Source organism: Mesorhizobium sp. C120A (assembly GCF_030323105.1).
Taxonomy (GTDB): Bacteria; Pseudomonadota; Alphaproteobacteria; order Rhizobiales; family Rhizobiaceae; genus Mesorhizobium.
This window is the reverse complement of the sequence record NZ_CP100476.1, coordinates 902267-917653: the sequence shown is the minus strand read 5'-3', so window position 1 is coordinate 917653 and position 15387 is coordinate 902267. Positions and strand designations below refer to the sequence as shown.

The 15387-nt window shown below is 63.8% G+C and carries 19 protein-coding genes; 5 read left to right on the top strand and 14 right to left on the bottom strand.

The genetic code is table 11. The features are described from left to right. From sdhD to NL532_RS04540, 3 genes are all read right to left on the bottom strand, one after another. On the bottom strand, window positions 1-399 hold the full coding sequence (gene sdhD, locus NL532_RS04550) for a succinate dehydrogenase, hydrophobic membrane anchor protein (protein ID WP_023683885.1): 399 nt from the start codon (window positions 397-399) through the stop codon (window positions 1-3). Beyond that, window positions 399-818: a succinate dehydrogenase, cytochrome b556 subunit gene (gene sdhC / locus NL532_RS04545; protein ID WP_023683884.1), complete on the bottom strand. Its 420-nt coding sequence runs from the start codon at window positions 816-818 to the stop codon at window positions 399-401. The genes sdhD and sdhC overlap by 1 nt, the downstream gene beginning before the upstream one ends. Before the next feature lie 240 nt (window positions 819-1058). Next, entirely contained in the window at window positions 1059-1529 is a 471-nt protein-coding gene (locus NL532_RS04540) for a hypothetical protein (protein ID WP_023828727.1), read from the bottom strand. A gap of 252 nt (window positions 1530-1781) precedes the next feature. Between NL532_RS04540 and NL532_RS04535 the strand changes: the two genes are divergently transcribed. Beyond that, the gene (locus tag NL532_RS04535) at window positions 1782-2153 is read left to right on the top strand and encodes a hypothetical protein (protein ID WP_023687709.1); all 372 of its coding nucleotides are present in this window, start codon (window positions 1782-1784) and stop codon (window positions 2151-2153) included. Between the two features lie 37 nt (window positions 2154-2190). Here the strand turns inward: NL532_RS04535 and NL532_RS04530 are convergent, their stop codons facing one another. Then, window positions 2191-3387, bottom strand: a complete 1197-nt coding sequence (locus tag NL532_RS04530) for a GGDEF domain-containing protein (protein ID WP_023815322.1) — start codon at window positions 3385-3387, stop codon at window positions 2191-2193. 163 nt (window positions 3388-3550) lie between these two features. On the opposite strand from NL532_RS04530, the gene NL532_RS04525 reads away from it, so the two are divergent. After that, entirely contained in the window at window positions 3551-3862 is a 312-nt protein-coding gene (locus NL532_RS04525) for a hypothetical protein (RefSeq protein WP_023706723.1), read from the top strand. Between the two features lie 108 nt (window positions 3863-3970). Here NL532_RS04525 and leuC read toward each other — a convergent pair whose 3' ends face one another. The 8 genes from leuC to rplS all read right to left on the bottom strand — a co-directional run bounded on the left by leuC (window position 3971) and on the right by rplS (window position 10054). Continuing rightward, window positions 3971-5380, bottom strand: coding sequence for a 3-isopropylmalate dehydratase large subunit (leuC, locus tag NL532_RS04520; protein ID WP_023670518.1), 1410 nt, complete (start codon window positions 5378-5380; stop codon window positions 3971-3973). A 71-nt stretch (window positions 5381-5451) separates the two neighbouring features. Continuing rightward, a complete protein-coding gene (locus tag NL532_RS04515) occupies window positions 5452-5661 on the bottom strand; it encodes a hypothetical protein (RefSeq protein WP_196813720.1) in 210 nt (69 codons plus the stop codon). Continuing rightward, window positions 5658-6293 (bottom strand): class I SAM-dependent DNA methyltransferase, encoded by a 636-nt coding sequence (locus NL532_RS04510; protein WP_023828728.1) that lies wholly within the window; start codon window positions 6291-6293, stop codon window positions 5658-5660. The genes NL532_RS04515 and NL532_RS04510 overlap by 4 nt, the downstream gene beginning before the upstream one ends. A gap of 58 nt (window positions 6294-6351) precedes the next feature. Beyond that, a complete protein-coding gene (locus NL532_RS04505) occupies window positions 6352-7158 on the bottom strand; it encodes an amino acid ABC transporter permease (protein ID WP_023683878.1) in 807 nt (268 codons plus the stop codon). A gap of 241 nt (window positions 7159-7399) precedes the next feature. Next, window positions 7400-8200: a transporter substrate-binding domain-containing protein gene (locus NL532_RS04500; RefSeq protein WP_023687705.1), complete on the bottom strand. Its 801-nt coding sequence runs from the start codon at window positions 8198-8200 to the stop codon at window positions 7400-7402. A 237-nt stretch (window positions 8201-8437) separates the two neighbouring features. Continuing rightward, window positions 8438-8935 (bottom strand): MarR family winged helix-turn-helix transcriptional regulator, encoded by a 498-nt coding sequence (locus NL532_RS04495; protein WP_023683877.1) that lies wholly within the window; start codon window positions 8933-8935, stop codon window positions 8438-8440. Continuing rightward, window positions 8932-9360, bottom strand: coding sequence for an organic hydroperoxide resistance protein (locus NL532_RS04490; RefSeq protein WP_023683876.1), 429 nt, complete (start codon window positions 9358-9360; stop codon window positions 8932-8934). The genes NL532_RS04495 and NL532_RS04490 overlap by 4 nt, the downstream gene beginning before the upstream one ends. A gap of 154 nt (window positions 9361-9514) precedes the next feature. Next, window positions 9515-10054 (bottom strand): 50S ribosomal protein L19, encoded by a 540-nt coding sequence (gene rplS / locus NL532_RS04485; RefSeq protein ID WP_023683875.1) that lies wholly within the window; start codon window positions 10052-10054, stop codon window positions 9515-9517. 326 nt (window positions 10055-10380) lie between these two features. Between rplS and NL532_RS04480 the strand changes: the two genes are divergently transcribed. Beyond that, on the top strand, window positions 10381-11133 hold the full coding sequence (locus NL532_RS04480) for a sulfite exporter TauE/SafE family protein (protein WP_023828729.1): 753 nt from the start codon (window positions 10381-10383) through the stop codon (window positions 11131-11133). Here the strand turns inward: NL532_RS04480 and trmD are convergent. Further along, window positions 11115-11813 carry a tRNA (guanosine(37)-N1)-methyltransferase TrmD gene (gene trmD, locus NL532_RS04475; protein ID WP_023726048.1) on the bottom strand — a complete coding sequence of 233 codons (699 nt, stop codon included), beginning with the start codon at window positions 11811-11813 and terminating at the stop codon, window positions 11115-11117. The two genes, NL532_RS04480 and trmD, sit on opposite strands and share 19 nt — an antisense overlap. Then, entirely contained in the window at window positions 11810-12409 is a 600-nt protein-coding gene (rimM, locus tag NL532_RS04470) for a ribosome maturation factor RimM (RefSeq protein ID WP_023828730.1), read from the bottom strand. The genes trmD and rimM overlap by 4 nt, the downstream gene beginning before the upstream one ends. 96 nt (window positions 12410-12505) lie before the next feature. Between rimM and NL532_RS04465 the strand changes: the two genes are divergently transcribed. Together NL532_RS04465 and NL532_RS04460 are read left to right on the top strand one after the other, a co-directional pair. Next, entirely contained in the window at window positions 12506-13444 is a 939-nt protein-coding gene (locus NL532_RS04465; protein WP_023706731.1) for a tyrosine recombinase XerC, read from the top strand. 73 nt (window positions 13445-13517) lie between these two features. Then, entirely contained in the window at window positions 13518-14582 is a 1065-nt protein-coding gene (locus NL532_RS04460) for a TraB/GumN family protein (RefSeq protein ID WP_023828731.1), read from the top strand. Window positions 14583-15387: the final 805 nt, after the last annotated feature.

Sequence of the window (15387 nt, the reverse complement as noted above, 5' to 3'; positions counted from 1 at the left end):
TCAGCCTCCGAATGCCAGTTTGAGCAGGGCGAAGATCGAGGCGACGCCGACCGCTATGGTGAAAAACGTGCTGAGTGCGATCAGCGCCAGCTTCATGCCTTCGGCATGCACGTAATCCTCGATAATGACCTGCATGCCGACACGCATATGGGTGAGACCGGAAACGAGCACCAGCGCCAACACCAGCGCCACGAACGGACTGGCGAGCGCCGCCCGCACCTCGGCGAAGCCGGCGCCATTGAGCGCGATCAGGAACCCGACGAAGAACAGTATCAGCGGGATGTTGGCAATGGCCGTCAGCCGCTGTCGCCAGAAATGCCCGGTGCCTTCGCGGGCCGAGCCCAGACCGCGGACCTTGGCCAGCGGCGTGCGCATATCGTTGTTGTTCGTGCCGCTCATCACAAGGTTCCCCGCGCCATGTAGCCGGCGACCCAGATCAGCAGCGTGAGCAGGATGGAACCGGCGAGCGTCGCCCAGGCGATCTTCGATGCCGTGTGTTTCTCCAGCCCGGCGCCGGTGTCCCAGACGAGATGGCGCACGCCGCCCAGCATGTGGTGCATCAGCGCCCAGGTGTAGCCGAACAGGATGAGCCGGCCGAGCCAGGTGCCGAAGGCCCAGTTGATCCAATCGAAAGCGCCTTGCGAACTCGCCGCCGCCATCAGCCACGCGGCGACCAGCAGCGTGCCGAAATACAGCGCCCCGCCAGTGATGCGGTGAATGATCGACATCGTCATGGTGATCGGTGGGCGGTAAATCGTCAGGTGCGGCGAGAGCGGCCGTTCACGTCTGGCGGTTCGGGTGGCTGGTGATTTGCTCATGGCTGCCCCAGTTCGATGTCCGGAGCCGCGGTGGAAAGCGGCACTTACCGCCTCGATATATGACTTCAGACAGCCGGTTTCTAATGCTCTTTTTGCACCGCGTCAAAGCCGGAAAATCGTTTTGAAAACGTCATTTAGTCTGACAAAAGGCTGCTGTTTCGCTTCAATCGATTTGGCCACCGTCGAAAGCCGGCGCACCGTTCGCTGCAGTGCGGCATTTCCTTTGCCATCGACGCCAGGCTATCGTTTGCAGGTCTGTGGTGTCGAGCCCCTCTTCATCACCAGCGCCTCGCGCGCGTCGATCACGATTGCGTCATGCGACGCGGCTTCCTGGTAGCGGCTGGACTGGTTGACGGGTGATGCGGCAAACTCCTCGGTCGTGCCATCGGGCCTGACAACGCGCAACGCCGTGCCGAGGTTCTGGATGGTGATCATGCCGCCATTGCCGCATCTGTAAGTTGCCGTGCCGACAGCAGACCGCGGCGCGGTAAGGTCGGTGACGATCTTGGCTGAAGGTGCGGCAGGCGCTGTCGGAGCCGTTGCGGAAGCCGGGGGCGCCACAGGTGCGGCGGACTGCTGAGCCGGCACGGGCGCAACAGTGGGTGGTACGGTATTCATCGCCGTCGGCGCGCCGTTCTGCGGCACGCAGGCTGCGGCAGTCAGCAAGGGGATCGACAACAGCGTCACCCGACACGTCCGGCGTAACGCCATATGCTGTCCTCCTGCGCGGCTAACTAGCCGCGATGTTCCACCAAGATCAAGCTCACCCGACGTCAGCGTAGTTGTGTGCGTCGCGGCCGATGGTGCGGGCAAGCATGGCCGAATGATGACGCCCGGGTTTCCATCCCGTCGGATATTAACCATGTTTGGCGAGAGATCGCCGCCGGATGCGCCTGCCCTCTTAACAAAGGTTAAGAAAAGGTTAATTTCCGATTCGATCGGGTCCACAGCAGAGAGGACACCATGCTTTCGAATTCAGGAAGAGCGCGCCTTGCGGCGCTTGTGCTGGCGACAGCCAGTCTCGGCTTCGCCGCCCCGGCAATGGCCTGGTCGCGCCATCATGACCGCGTCTATGCCGATTCCCTGGGCAATCTCGTCATCGACAGCGCCGCCGGCTACAAGCGCATCATTGTCGGCCAAGGCAGGCTGGCCAAGAAATTGTCCGACTACACCAGCGCCGGGCAGCCGGAAGCGGAACCGGAAGTCCTTTATGAAGACGAGGCGGATCACATCTCCAGGCGTGGCTGCTACCAGCCGCCGGTGTTCGTGAAGGGCCGCTCCTATATGTACGGCCTCTCCGATGGCGAAATGCCCAACCTCAGCCCTTGCCGCTGATGATCCGGCACGGCCGAGAGGCCGTTTAAGCGAGACGCTAACCGACGCTGCCTGTATCCGGGATGAACACCGTTTCCGCCCGCTCATAGGACAATCGCACGCTGTCGCGGCCGTTCTTCTTGGCCTTGTAGAGCGCTTCGTCGGCGCGCCGCATCAGCGGCTCCAGCCCTTCGTCGCCGGTGCGCGCCGCGACGCCGAAGCTCGCGGTCACCCTGGTGCCCGGCGGCAACCCGTCGACACTGCCGGCCGAATAGTGCGTGCGCACGGCTTCGGCAAACAGCCGCGCCGTGGCAAGATCGCTCAGCGACAGAAGCACGGCGAACTCCTCGCCGCCGATGCGGCCGGCAACCGCACGCGTGCCGGCGGCCGCGCGAAGCTTGGCGGCGAAGTCGGCGATCACCTGGTCGCCCGCGGCATGTCCGTATTTGTCGTTGAGCGCCTTGAAGTGATCGAGATCGGCCAGCACCAGCGCGACCGGCACCTTGGTAACAGCGCAATGCTGCAGCACCAGCAAGGCGCGCTCCTCGAAACCCCTGCGGTTGAGCAGGCCAGACAGCGGATCGGTGTGCGTCTCGGTCTTCAGCGCCTTCATCACGTCGAGCGCAGCTGCCGAGAACAGGCAGAGCGCGATCAGCAACGACAGCAGCGCGTGCGTCAAAAGCGCCGTCGTCCAGTAGGACGAGCCATAAAACCCGTCATAGCTGGTGAACGGCCCGTGCGAGATGACGACGAGCAGCGTGCGGCCGATGAAGTTCAGCCCGGACAGCAGCGACAACACGAACAGGATTTTTTCCGTCGGGCCGTTCTTGCGCACGGCGCGCAGCTCGGCAGCGACCAGCAGGCTGAGGCCGCCAAAGCCGAAATTGATCGACAGGATGCGCCAAGTCAAGTCCGGCTGGACGAACAGGAACCAGCAGAATGCCACCATCCCGCCACCCGCCAGAATGCCGATCGCGATATAGGGCACGCGCCTGCCGTAGCGTGAGATGATTGCACCGACGAGGCAACAGGCGGCGAGCGTGAAGCAGAGGTTGGAGACCAGCTTGGTCAGCACCATGCCGCCGGGCAGCGTGAAATACTGCAGCAGGAAGCCGGGCGCGGACACGCAATAGCTCGTGCCGAGCACAGCCAGATAGGGCCGGTGGCGCTGATAGAACCACAGCAGGAGGAACGCCGCGCCGAGCGCCAGCGCGATCGTCGGATTGAGCAGCGCTATGAACAGGCCGGTGTCCAAAGGACGGTGACTTCCCCGCTTGACGTCAGGGAAGACCTTAGAGCGCAAGCCCCAACAAGCGGTTAAGCCGGGACGAATATGCAAGTCGCCACTCATGAAGCTGGTGCACGGAACCGGGACCTGAGGCCGGCGTTTCCTGACAGCAATCAAGGAGAAGTTGTTCATGGCCGACACGATCACGCTGACCGATCACGAAGCAATTCGCTCATGGGCCGCAGGGCGCGCCGGATTTCCGGCGATCGTCGATGTATCGCCCGAAACCGGAACGCAGCCGTTGCTGAGGCTCGTCTTCGGCCAGCACGCCTATCAGGACCAGGATCAGCCTGAACGCCCGGTCAACGCAGGCGGCTACGAGCTGGTCGAATGGGACGAGTGGTTCAAGATCTTCGACGAGCGCGAACTGGCGCTGGTGGTCGCGACCGACGAACCCGGCAGCCGGGAGGAATTTCATGAAATCATCCGGCGTGCCGGCTAGGGCATAATACCCCAAGGGTCTTAGAGCGGCGCGCTTTAAACAAAACCCCGAACGGTTTTGCCGTTCGGGGTTTTGCATACGCTCAGATCAGGCTTGAACCAGTCTGCGCTATTTCCAGTCGCGGATGTCGACGAAATGGCCGGCGATCGCCGCCGCCGCCGCCATTGCCGGCGATACCAGATGGGTGCGGCCCTTGAAGCCCTGCCGGCCTTCGAAATTGCGGTTCGAGGTCGAGGCGCAGCGCTCATGCGGCTTCAGCCGGTCGTCGTTCATGGCCAGGCACATCGAGCAGCCCGGCTCGCGCCAGTCGAAACCGGCGGCAATGAAGATCTTGTCGAGACCCTCGGCCTCCGCCTGTTCCTTGACCAGACCGGAGCCCGGCACGATCATCGCATCGACATGCGCACTCACCGTCTTGCCTTCGACCACCTTGGCCACCGCACGCAGATCCTCGATGCGGCCATTGGTGCAGGAGCCGATGAAGACGCGGTCGAGCGTGATGTCGGTGATCTTCGTGCCCGGCGTCAGCCCCATATAGTCGAGCGCGCGGATCTTTGACGTCCGCTTGTTCTCGTCCGTGATCTCTTCCGGATTGGGAACGACGCCCTGCACCGAAACGACGTCCTCGGGCGAGGAACCCCAGGAGACGATCGGCGGCAGCTTGGCCGCGTCGAGCACGATCACCTTGTCGAAATGCGCGCCCTCGTCGGACTGCAGCGTCTTCCAGTATTCGAGCGCGGCGTCCCACGACGCGCCCTTCGGCGCGCGCGGCTTGCCCTTGACATAGGCGAAGGTGGTTTCGTCGGCCGCGATCAGGCCGGCGCGCGCGCCGCCCTCGATCGACATGTTGCAAATCGTCATGCGGCCTTCCATCGACAGCGCGCGGATCGCCTCGCCGGCATATTCGATGACATAGCCGGTGCCGCCGGCGGTGCCGATCTCGCCGATGATGGCCAAGATGATGTCCTTGGCGGTGACGCCTTCCGGTAACTGGCCATCGACACGCACCAGCATGTTCTTGGCCTTGCGCTGGATCAGCGTCTGGGTCGCCAGCACATGCTCGACCTCGGAGGTGCCGATGCCATGTGCCAATGCGCCGAAGGCGCCATGCGTCGAGGTGTGGCTGTCGCCGCAGACAATGGTCATGCCAGGCAGCGTGAAGCCCTGCTCCGGCCCGATGATGTGGACGATGCCCTGGCGGATATCGTTTTCGGAGTAATATTCGACGCCGAAATCCCTAGCGTTCTTGGCCAAGGCCTCGACCTGGATGCGGCTTTCCTCGTTCTTGATGCCGAACTTGCGCTCGGGCGAGGTCGAGACATTGTGATCGACCACGGCCAGCGTCTTTTCCGGATGCCGGACTTTTCTGCCGGTCATGCGCAGACCTTCGAAGGCCTGCGGGCTGGTCACTTCATGGACGAGATGGCGGTCGATGTAGAGCAGACAGGTGCCATCATCCTGGCGGTCGACGACATGGTCGTCGAAAATCTTGTCGTAGAGGGTGCGCGGTGCGCTCATGTGCGTAAATCCGTCGATTTGCAAAAAGGGGAAGGGCAGACGCGCGAAGCCTTCGGCGCGGCGAAAGCGGCTTAGCTAAGTCGGCTGGTGAGCGCGCCGGAAATGCGCGAAGAGAAACGCGACGGCAGGCGTTTTCTGTCCTGCAGCACGAAACCCTTATAGGCCGGATCGCCAAAAAGCTCTTCCATGGCGTGGCTCATACCAATGTTTTGGCTTTTCGGCAATTGCGGCGTGTTTTCGCTTCTCCCCTTGTGAGAGAAGGCGAAGAGGGCGGCGCTCAAAGCACCTCGAACACAAAAGTCTTCACCAGCGCGTCCGGCTCGGCGATCGCATAGCAGCGGAACCATGGGCTTTGCTCGGCCGGCCGCCATTTCCCGGCCCGCTCCAGCCCGTCGAACACGTCCTGGAAGCCGCCGCTTTCGAAAACCTGGTCGCGCACGGTGAAGATGGCGTGGCCGCCTTTCCTGGTGATGCGGACAAGCTCGTGCAGGCCGGACGCCGGCGCATGGCCGATGGTGAACACGCCAGTCGAGAAGAAGGCGCGGAAATGCCCGGCCGGCCAGGGTAGCGGCCCGCCGAGCATGGCCTGCTTCAGATCGCCATAGGCATTGCGGCTGCCGGCGATCTTCAGCATGTCGTCGGAGAGGTCGAGGCCGGCAATGTCGTGATAACCCAGCGCCTTCAATGACGGGCCTGACAGGCCGGTGCCGCAGCCGGCGTCGAGCAGCGGGCCTTCACCCACCTTCACATGGCGCGCCACCCAGGCGGTGATCAGGAACGGCAGCAGATAGCCGAGCGAAGCGGTCTCGCCGTCATAGGTCGCGGCCCAGTCTGCATAGGCCTTGGCCAGCCCTTCCGGCGTGTCGGCCGAATAGACGGTACCCAGCGCCGCATTGGCCTTGTCGATCGTCATCGCCTGCATCCTCCGGAATCCTGTCCTCCGCGATCGTAGCCGTGCCCGCGTCGGACTTCTATTCCTGCTGCGCCCGCCGCAGTCGTTGCTCCAGCCCCCGCAGCGCCAGCGACAGGCTGACGGTGAGGATGAGATAGATATAGGCGACGATCGAATAGGTCTCGAAGAAGCGGAACGAGCCGGCGGCGTAGATCTTGCCCATCTGCGTGATGTCGGCGACGCCGAGCACCGAGACCAGCGAGGAATCCTTGACCATGGCGACGAAGTCATTGCCGAGCGGCGGCAGGATGGTGCGGATCGCCTGTGGGAAGACGATCAGCCGGAAGCGCTGCGTGCGCGTCAGCCCGAGCGCCTTGGCAGCCTCGATCTGGCCTTTCTCGACTGACTGGATGCCGGCGCGGAAGACCTCGGAGATGAAGGCGGAATAACCGATGGTCAGCGCCATGATCGCACGCCACAACAGCGACACGTCGCGCACCAAAAGCTCGCCGAGATAGCCGGCGTTTTGCAGCGGCGCGGTCAGCGCATTCCACGCAGCCACGAAGGCCGGCGCGCCGGCGAAGGCGATCCAGAACAACAGCACCAGGATCGGCACGCCGCGGATGATCTCGACATAGAAACGAGCGATCTGCTTGAGCCAACGCGACCCCGACAACCCCATCAGCGCAATGCCGAGCCCGACGGCGGAAGCCAGCGCGAAGGCGACCACGGTGACAAGAATGGTGATGCCGATGCCCTTGGCGACGGTGGCAAAAACCTGGGCGTAGAGATCGCTGGCGGCAATGGAGAGCGCAGCGACGACGGCGAGCGCGATCGCGGCGGCAAGCCACCAGGGAAAATCGGGTTTTGAGGTTGAGGCGAGCATCAATGCCCAACGCTGGTGAACAGCTGCGCTCGCAAGATCTGCCGATCTCCCCCCTTGCGGGGGAGATGTCCGGCAGGACAGAGGGGGTGCTGTCCCTCCAACCTGTCAAACGGTTACAGTCACAACCTTTGGCCTCTTTGGAAAAGCTCAAAACAAAAGGGAGGCGATCCTTCACACCCCCCTCTGCCCTGCCGGGCATCTCCCCCGCAAGGGGGGTCAGCGGCCGTCGCGCCAAGACGGCCTACTGCCCCATCTTGTAGTCGAGAAACCACTTCTTGTTCAGCGCCTCGATCGTGCCGTCGGCCTTCAGCGCCGCGATCGCCGCGTTGACCGGCTTCACCAGGTCCGAGCCCTTCGGGAAGATGAAGCCAAAATCCTCGGTGCCGAGCGGGCCGCCGATCAGCTTGAGCTTGCCGCCGGAGGCATCGACATAGCCTTTGCCGGCGGTGCCGTCGGTCAGGACGACATCGACGTCGCCGGATTTCAGTGCCTGCACCGAAGCGCCGAAGGTCTCGAACTGCTTGATGCGCGGGTTCTGCTCATTGCCGTCGAGCACGCTGTAGACGGCGGTGTAGAACGGCGTCGTTCCGGCCTGCGCGCCGATCAACCCGTCCTTGAAGGCGGCGAAGGTCTTGGCGTCGGTGAAGCGGCTTTCATCGGCGCGCACCAGCATGAACTGCTCCGAACGCATATAGGGGTCGGAGAAATCGACCTTCTCCTTTCGGTCGTCCTTGATGGTGATGCCGGTCATGCCAATGTTGTACTGGTTGTCGGAAACCGCCTGGATCATCGCGTCCCAGGAGGTGTTCTGGTACTCCACCTTGAAGTTCAGCCGCTTGGCGATTTCGTCCATCGCGTCATACTCCCAGCCGATCTGCTTGCCGGTCTTGGCGTCGATGAACTGCAGCGGCGGATAGGCGTTTTCCGTCACCACCACGACCTTCTTGCCGCCGAGATCGGGCAGCGCATCGGCCGCCCATGCAGCGACGGGCGCGAGGAAACAGGCCGCGAGGGCGGCCAGCAGCAGCTTCGATTTGGTCATGACACGCTCCAGGATGAGAAGCCCGCTTGCAGCCGGGCTCGCATGAAAATCCAGGCGCGACTTTAGCCGTCCGCAGACGGCTTGCAAGCCGGTCCGGTGCTCAGCGTCCGGTGAAAGCGGATTCCAATGCCTTCAACCAGCGCGGTTTTAGAACGCCCCGTGGTCGGAATTTATTCCGTGATTGCGCCGCCGGCAAACCAGGCCCCTCCTGGACACGGGAACCCGTCAGATGACGGATCAGGATGGTGACGTCGCCTCACGCAGCTTGGCGACAAATCCGGTCAAGGTCCGGTGCAGCGACTTCAGCTCCTCGACTTCCAGCGGCATGGCGCAGGCAAGGCCTGCGGATACGTCCTTGATGCGGGCGCGCAGCGCCTGGCCCTTGGCAGTCGGTTCGACCAGCACGCGGCGCTCGTCGGCCGGATCGCGACGGCGGGTGACGAGACCAGCCGCTTCCATCCGCTTGAGCAGCGGCGTCAATGTCGCCGAATCCAGCCCCAGCGCCTCGCCGAGTTCGCCGACCGTGCTCGGCGCATGCTGCCACAGCGCCAGCATCGCCAAATATTGCGGATAGGTCAGGCCGAGCGGGTCAAGCAGCGGCCGATAGAGCTTGGTCATCAGCCCGCTCGCCGAATAGAGCGCGAAGCAGAGCTGTTGGTCGAGGCGCGGAACGGCGATCCTCCCGGCCGTGTCCGCCGGGACTTCGCTGGCCCTGGTTTCGGTCTTCGTCGTCATGCTGCCTTTGCCGGAAGCGCCACTGTCGAAAGCGCCACCTCGATATTGCCTTTGATCGCATTGGAATAGGGGCAAATCTGATGCGCTGCCGATACAAGCGCTTCCGCCGCCGCCTGATCAAGGCCTTTGGTCTCCGCGGCGAGTGCGACACCAAGTTTGAAGCCTTCACCATTGGGAAGCAGGCTGACGGTGGCGCTCACCGCCGCATCCTCCAGCGGCAGCTTCTGCTTGCGCGCGACGAAGCGGATGGCGCTTTCGAAGCAGGCGGCATAGCCGACCGCGAACAGCTGCTCGGGATTGGTGGCGCCACCCTGTCCGCCGAGCTCCTTCGGCAAAGCGAGGTCGACCTTCAGCAGGCCGTCGCTGGTCTCGCCGTGGCCGGCGCGGCCGCCGGTGACGCGAGCCTGTGTGGTGTAGAGTGCCATGTCAGTTCTCCATTTGATTTGTAAACGATTATTTAGTGTACAATGTAATTCGGGTCAACAGCCGTGGCCAAACTCTCGGCCGGCAATCGTTCACAGTCTGGTGAAACGAAAAAAGGCGGCCGAAGCCGCCTTTTCAAAATCCTTGGACGAGATCTTATTCGGCCGGGGTCGCTTCAGCCGCCTTTGCAGCCTCGTCGGCGGCCTTCTTCTCGGCGGCTTCCTTGGCGGCCGTCTCGGCGGCCAGCGCCTGGGCAGCGGCAACCTTCTCGGCTTCGATGCGGGCCTTCTCGGCGTTCAGCGCGTCGCGTTCTTCATCGTTGAGCTTGCGGGCGCGCACGCCGGTGTTTTCCGAAATACGGGCCGACTTGCCGCGACGGTCGCGCAAATAATAGAGCTTGGCGCGGCGCACCTTGCCGCGGCGCACGATCTCGACGCCTTCGACCATCGGCGAGTAGACCGGGAAAACGCGCTCGACGCCTTCGCCGTAGGAGATCTTGCGGACGGTGAAATTTTCCTGGAAGCCGGCGCCGGCGCGGGCGATGACGACGCCCTCATAGGCCTGGACGCGGGTGCGGGTGCCTTCGGTCACGCGGACCTGGACGCGCACGGTGTCGCCGGGCTGAAACTCGGGAAGCTTGCGCTTGGCTTCGATCTTGGCGGCCTGTTCGGCCTCGAGCTGACGGATGATATCCATCTCAATAGTCCACTTCTTGTTCTTCCGACAGTCAGAGCGTCCGACACTCGCCTTGCAGTTCCATTGACCGCTCGGCTATGCCCTTTGTCCCCGAGACATCTTGTCTTCGAAACATTGGGCAGGGGCGACTACACCGTCATTGTTGACGGGTCCGGGAGATTTTTCTCGCCAGTACGGGCGGGCACATACAGCTATTTCACTGACTTGTCACGCCTTGGCCCTGTCTTTTTTGGTCGCATGCCACCACGCAATCGTCCAGTGCAGGGTTGCGCCGGCCCTTCAAGCTTCCTAATCCGGGAGCAGCACACTTGTCCGGCGGCCTCACAATGTCTGTTTTCGACGCAGTCCTGCTCTTCCTCGCGGGTTTTCTGTCAGGCGCCGTCAACGCCGTTGCCGGCGGCGGCACCTTCATAACCTTCGGCGCCATGACGCTGGCCGGCCTGCCGCCGATCGTCGCCAACGCCACGTCCTCGGTGACGCAGTTTCCCGGTTACATCACCTCGACGCTGGCTTACTGGACAGACATCAAGCATTTCTGGCGCGGCGCGCTGCTGCTTTGCCTGATCTCGGCTTTGGGCGCGCTGGCTGGTGCGCTCATCCTGCTGGCGCTCTCAAATCCGTCGTTCCGCGCGCTGGTGCCGTGGCTGCTGCTGGCGGCAACCGCCTTGTTCGCCGCCGGGCCGTGGCTCAAACCAACGCCGAAGCCTGGGCATGAAGCCACGGTGGGCTCTCTGACCGGTTCGCTGGCGCAGTTCGCCACCGCCATCTATGGCGGCTTCTTCGGCGCCGGCATGGGCGTCATGATGCTGGCGACGCTCGGCCTGACGCAATCCGGCGACTATCACCGGCTGAACGCGCTGAAGAACATGCTGGCCGTGGTCATCGCCGCCGTTGCCATACTGGTCTTCGTTTCCGGCGGCGTCGTCGCCTGGCCGCAGGCAATCATCATGATCCCCGGCGGCGCGCTCGGCGGCTATGCCGGCGTCTGGATCGCCAAGCGCGTGCCGCAAAACGCAGTACGCGGCTTCGTCATCGCCGTCGGCCTGTTTCTCGCCGTCTACTATTTTGCCAAGGGCTGAGCGGCGAGCAAATCCGGCCGGCGCTCCCTGGTCAGCTTCTCGGACTCGGCGCGCCGCCACGCGGCGATCTTCTTGTGATTACCGGAGACCAGCACGTCGGGGATGGGGCGGCCTTCGAACTCCTGTGGCCGCGTGTAATGCGGGTGTTCGAGCAGGCCGTTCTCGAAACTTTCTTCCTCGCCCGACACCGCATTGCCCATGACGCCGGGCAACAGCCGCACAACGGCGTCGAGCAGTACGAGCGCCGCCGGCTCGCCGCCCGACAGGATGAAATCGCCGATGGAGACCTCTTCCAGTCCACGCGCCTCGATCAGCCGCTGGTCGACGCCCTCGAACCGGCCGCAAACGATGACGGCGCCTGGCCCGCCAGCCAGTTCGCGCACGTGCGCCTGCGTCAGCGGCTTTCCACGCGGGCTCATCAGCAAACGCGGCCGCGGATCGCCCGCCGGCGACGTGTGGTCGATCGCCTTGGCCAGCACATCGGCGCGCATCACCATGCCGGCGCCACCGCCGGCCGGCGTGTCGTCGACGGTGTGATGGCGATCGCTGGCGAAGTCGCGGATCTGGATAGCTTCCAGCGACCATGTCCCGACTTCGAGCGCCCGTCCGGCCAGCGACAGGCCTAGCCCGCCCGGAAACATCTCGGGATAGAGCGTCAGCACCGACGCCTTGAACGTCACCGGTTGCCTCCGGCTTCGCGCGGCCCGCGCGGTCGGCCCTTCGCGTCGAAATCTTCTTCGCGCGGCGCGTCGCCATCCTCATCCTCGACAAGGCCGGCGGCTGCCGGGTCGACGCGGAGAAAACCTTCGGCGATCGAAACCTGAGGCACGGCGGCCTGGGTGAACGGGATCAGCACGCCTTTGCGCCCGCCGAGGGTAACGTCGAGAATGTCGCCGCCGCCGAAATTATGCACCGCCACCACCTTGCCGATGACCGCGCCCTTATCGTCGCGGACTTCAAGTCCGACGAGATCGGCGTGGTAGAATTCGTCCTCCTCGCCATCGTCGGGCAGCTTCGAGCGGTCGACGAACAGCTCGGTTCCGGCCAGCGCCTCGGCGGCATTGCGATCGGCAATGCCCTTGAAGCGCACCACCACGACGGTGTTGGCGGGCCTTATGTCGGTGATCTGGAAAACGCGGCCGTCCTTGGCATAGAGCGGCCCATAATCGGCCAGCGCCATCGGCTCGCCAGTGAAAGTCTTCACCCGCAATTCGCCCTTGATGCCGTGGGCGGCGCCGATCACGGCCATTTGCACGGGGTTCTGGGGCTTCGACATGGCTGATATCCTTTGCCCTGCTCTAACGCCCTACCGGCGTCATTTCAATGACAGGTTCTTCACCGCTTCCTAACCCGGCTGCCTGACAATGGCGGCATGCAGGAATTTCTCATCCCGGCAAAACCCGACCTCCAGGCAGCGCGCGAAAGCTGGCTGAAGATGCTGGCGCGCGAGCGCCGGCTGTCGCCGGCGACCGTCGAAGCCTATGAGCGCGACACGCGCCAGTTCCTGCATTTCCTCACAGGGCATTGCGGCGGCTCGCCTGGTCTTTCCGACATCGCCACTCTCCGCCCGGCCGATCTGCGCGGCTTTCTTGCCGCGCGGCGCAACGCCGGCGCCGGCGCCCGCACGCTCGGACGCGGCCTCGCCGGCATCCGCTCGCTGCTGCGCTTCCTCGAACGGCGCGGTCTCGCCAATGCCGCCGGTGCCGCTGCGTTGCGCGCGCCGCGCCAGCCGAAATCGCTGCCCAAGCCGCTGACCGCCAGCGATGCCAAACATGTCGTGTCGGTGGAAGGCCAGCTGGCTGAAGAGCCCTGGATCGCCGCCCGCAACGCCGCCGTGCTGACGCTGCTTTATGGATCGGGCCTGCGCATTTCCGAAGCGCTGGGCCTCAGCGCCGCCGACCTGGCATCGGAAGCCGACACCGTGCTGCGCGTCACCGGCAAGGGTGGCAAGACACGGCTGGTGCCGGTGCTGCCGGTGGCGCTGCGGGCCATCGCCGAATACCGAAAACTGTGTCCCTACCATCTCGATCCCAAGGGCCTGCTGTTTCGCGGCGCCCGGGGCGGGCCGCTCAACCCGGCCATCGTCCAGCGCGACATGGCCAGGCTGCGCTCGGCGCTGAACCTGCCCGACACCGCGACGCCGCACGCGTTGCGCCATTCCTTCGCCACCCATCTGCTCGGGCGCGGCGGCGACCTGCGCACCATCCAGGAACTGCTCGGCCACGCCAGCTTGTCGACGACGCAGGTCTATACCGGCGTCGACACGGCAAGGCTGCTCGAGATCTACGAATCCGCCCATCCCCGCGCGTGACACTGTATAAGTCCAGGACAATTTCCCCACGCCGGTTAACCGTTTCGCCGCTTTTCAGTCCTAGAACCGCACCATGAAACGCGCCCTTGCCATCGCCGACCGCGCGGCCCTTGTGTCGCTGAAGCTGCTCGTCGCGCTCAACGCAGTGTTTTTCCTGTCTTTTCTCGTCGCGTTGCTGCTTGCCATGGGCAAGGCGCATGCCGAAGCCCCGGCCTGCGCCGGCGCCGATCTGCTATCGGCCCTGCAGAAGGAAGACCCCGCCGCCTATGCCAGGATCGAGACGGAAGCAGCAGCGACGCTGAACGGCAAGGGCCTGTTGTGGAAGCTGGAGAAATCAGGCGAAAAGGCATCCTTCCTGTTCGGCACCATGCACATGACCGACCCGCGCGTGACCACTCTGCCGCCGGCAGCCAGGAAAGCCTATGACGCCGCCGGCACCATCATCATCGAGACCACCGACGTGCTCGACAAGCAGAAGATGATGGAGGCCATGCTCAAGGAACCCGAGCTGATGATGTTCACCGACAACACGACGTTGTCGTCGCTGTTGTCGCCGGAGGATGCGGCGGTGGTGAACAAAGGGCTCGATGCGCGCGGCATTCCGCCGGCGAGCGTCTCCAAGATGAAGCCGTGGCTGCTGTCGGCCATGGTCGCGCTGCCGGTCTGTGAGGTCGCCCGTCAGGCAGGCGGCGCACCGGTTCTGGACGTCAAGCTGGCGCAGGACGCCAAGGCCTTGGGGAAGCCGGTGGAAGGGTTGGAGACCGCTGCCAGCCAGCTGCGCGCCATGGCCTCGCTGCCGATTGCGTTCCACATCAAAGGGCTGGTCGAGACCCTGAAGCTCGGCGACAAGATAAACGACATCAACGAAACCATGATCGTGCTTTACCAGCGCGGCGACACCGGCACCTTCTGGCCGCTGTTGCGTTCGATCTCGCCCGACGAAGACGACGACGCAGGTTACGCCGAATTCGACCGGACGATGATCACCGGCCGCAACAAGGTCATGGCCGACCATGCCGCACCGATCCTGGCCAAGGGCAATGCCTTCATGGCCGTCGGCGCCATGCATCTTCCCGGCCCCGAAGGCCTGGTCGAGGATTTTCGCAAGGCCGGCTATACCGTCACCGCCGTCGACTGAGCAGCGCCCGTCTTGAATACCGAATCACGTAAGCCCGGCTCTGTGCGGTGCGCAACTGATTCGCAAAGCGGAGGCGGTTGGCCCTATTTTTGGCGGAAAAGGCCAGCTAAGCTCGTTCTACCTCGTTCGTGATTGATTTTGCGGGGGAAATACAGGCCAACGAGCGGTTGCGAATCAGAATTTTCCTGCGTTCGTCAATTTGAAGGCCTAGTATGAACCCGTTCAACGGTTGCGCGTTGAGGGGTGTTGATTGATGCTTTTCATCCACGGAGGACACTTTTATGGCGAACCCTAACGATCCAGCGCCCAGGTCGGGTGGTGGCAGCGGCTGGCTGATTGCGCTGGTCGTCGTCATCCTTGCGATTGTCGCGTACTATGTTTTCGGCAGAAGCGGCGAACATCCTGCACCCGCAGAGCCGCCGGCAGCCAGCACACCGGCGCCCGCACCTGCACCGGCTGAGCCGATGAAGCCCGCCGAACCGGCTCCCGCACCAGCCCCTGCTCCCGCACCGGCTCCTGCGCCAGCCCCGGCACCCGCGCCCGCTCCGGCGCCGAGCCCGTAATCTGGCCAACTGATCTGGCATCTTGATTCCAGCCAAGAACGGCCCGCTGAAAAGCGGGCCGTTTTGTTTGGGGCACCTATCGGCGAGCGTCGCGATTCTTCACCGCCCCCTCTGTCCTGCCGGACATCTCCCCCTCGAGAGGGGAGATCGGCAGTTCACGAACAGCGCCAGGTTAGAAACGTGAGAAACTTGAAAGCTCGCGACGCGGCGGTGAAGTCCAATCTCCCCCCTTGAGGGGGAGA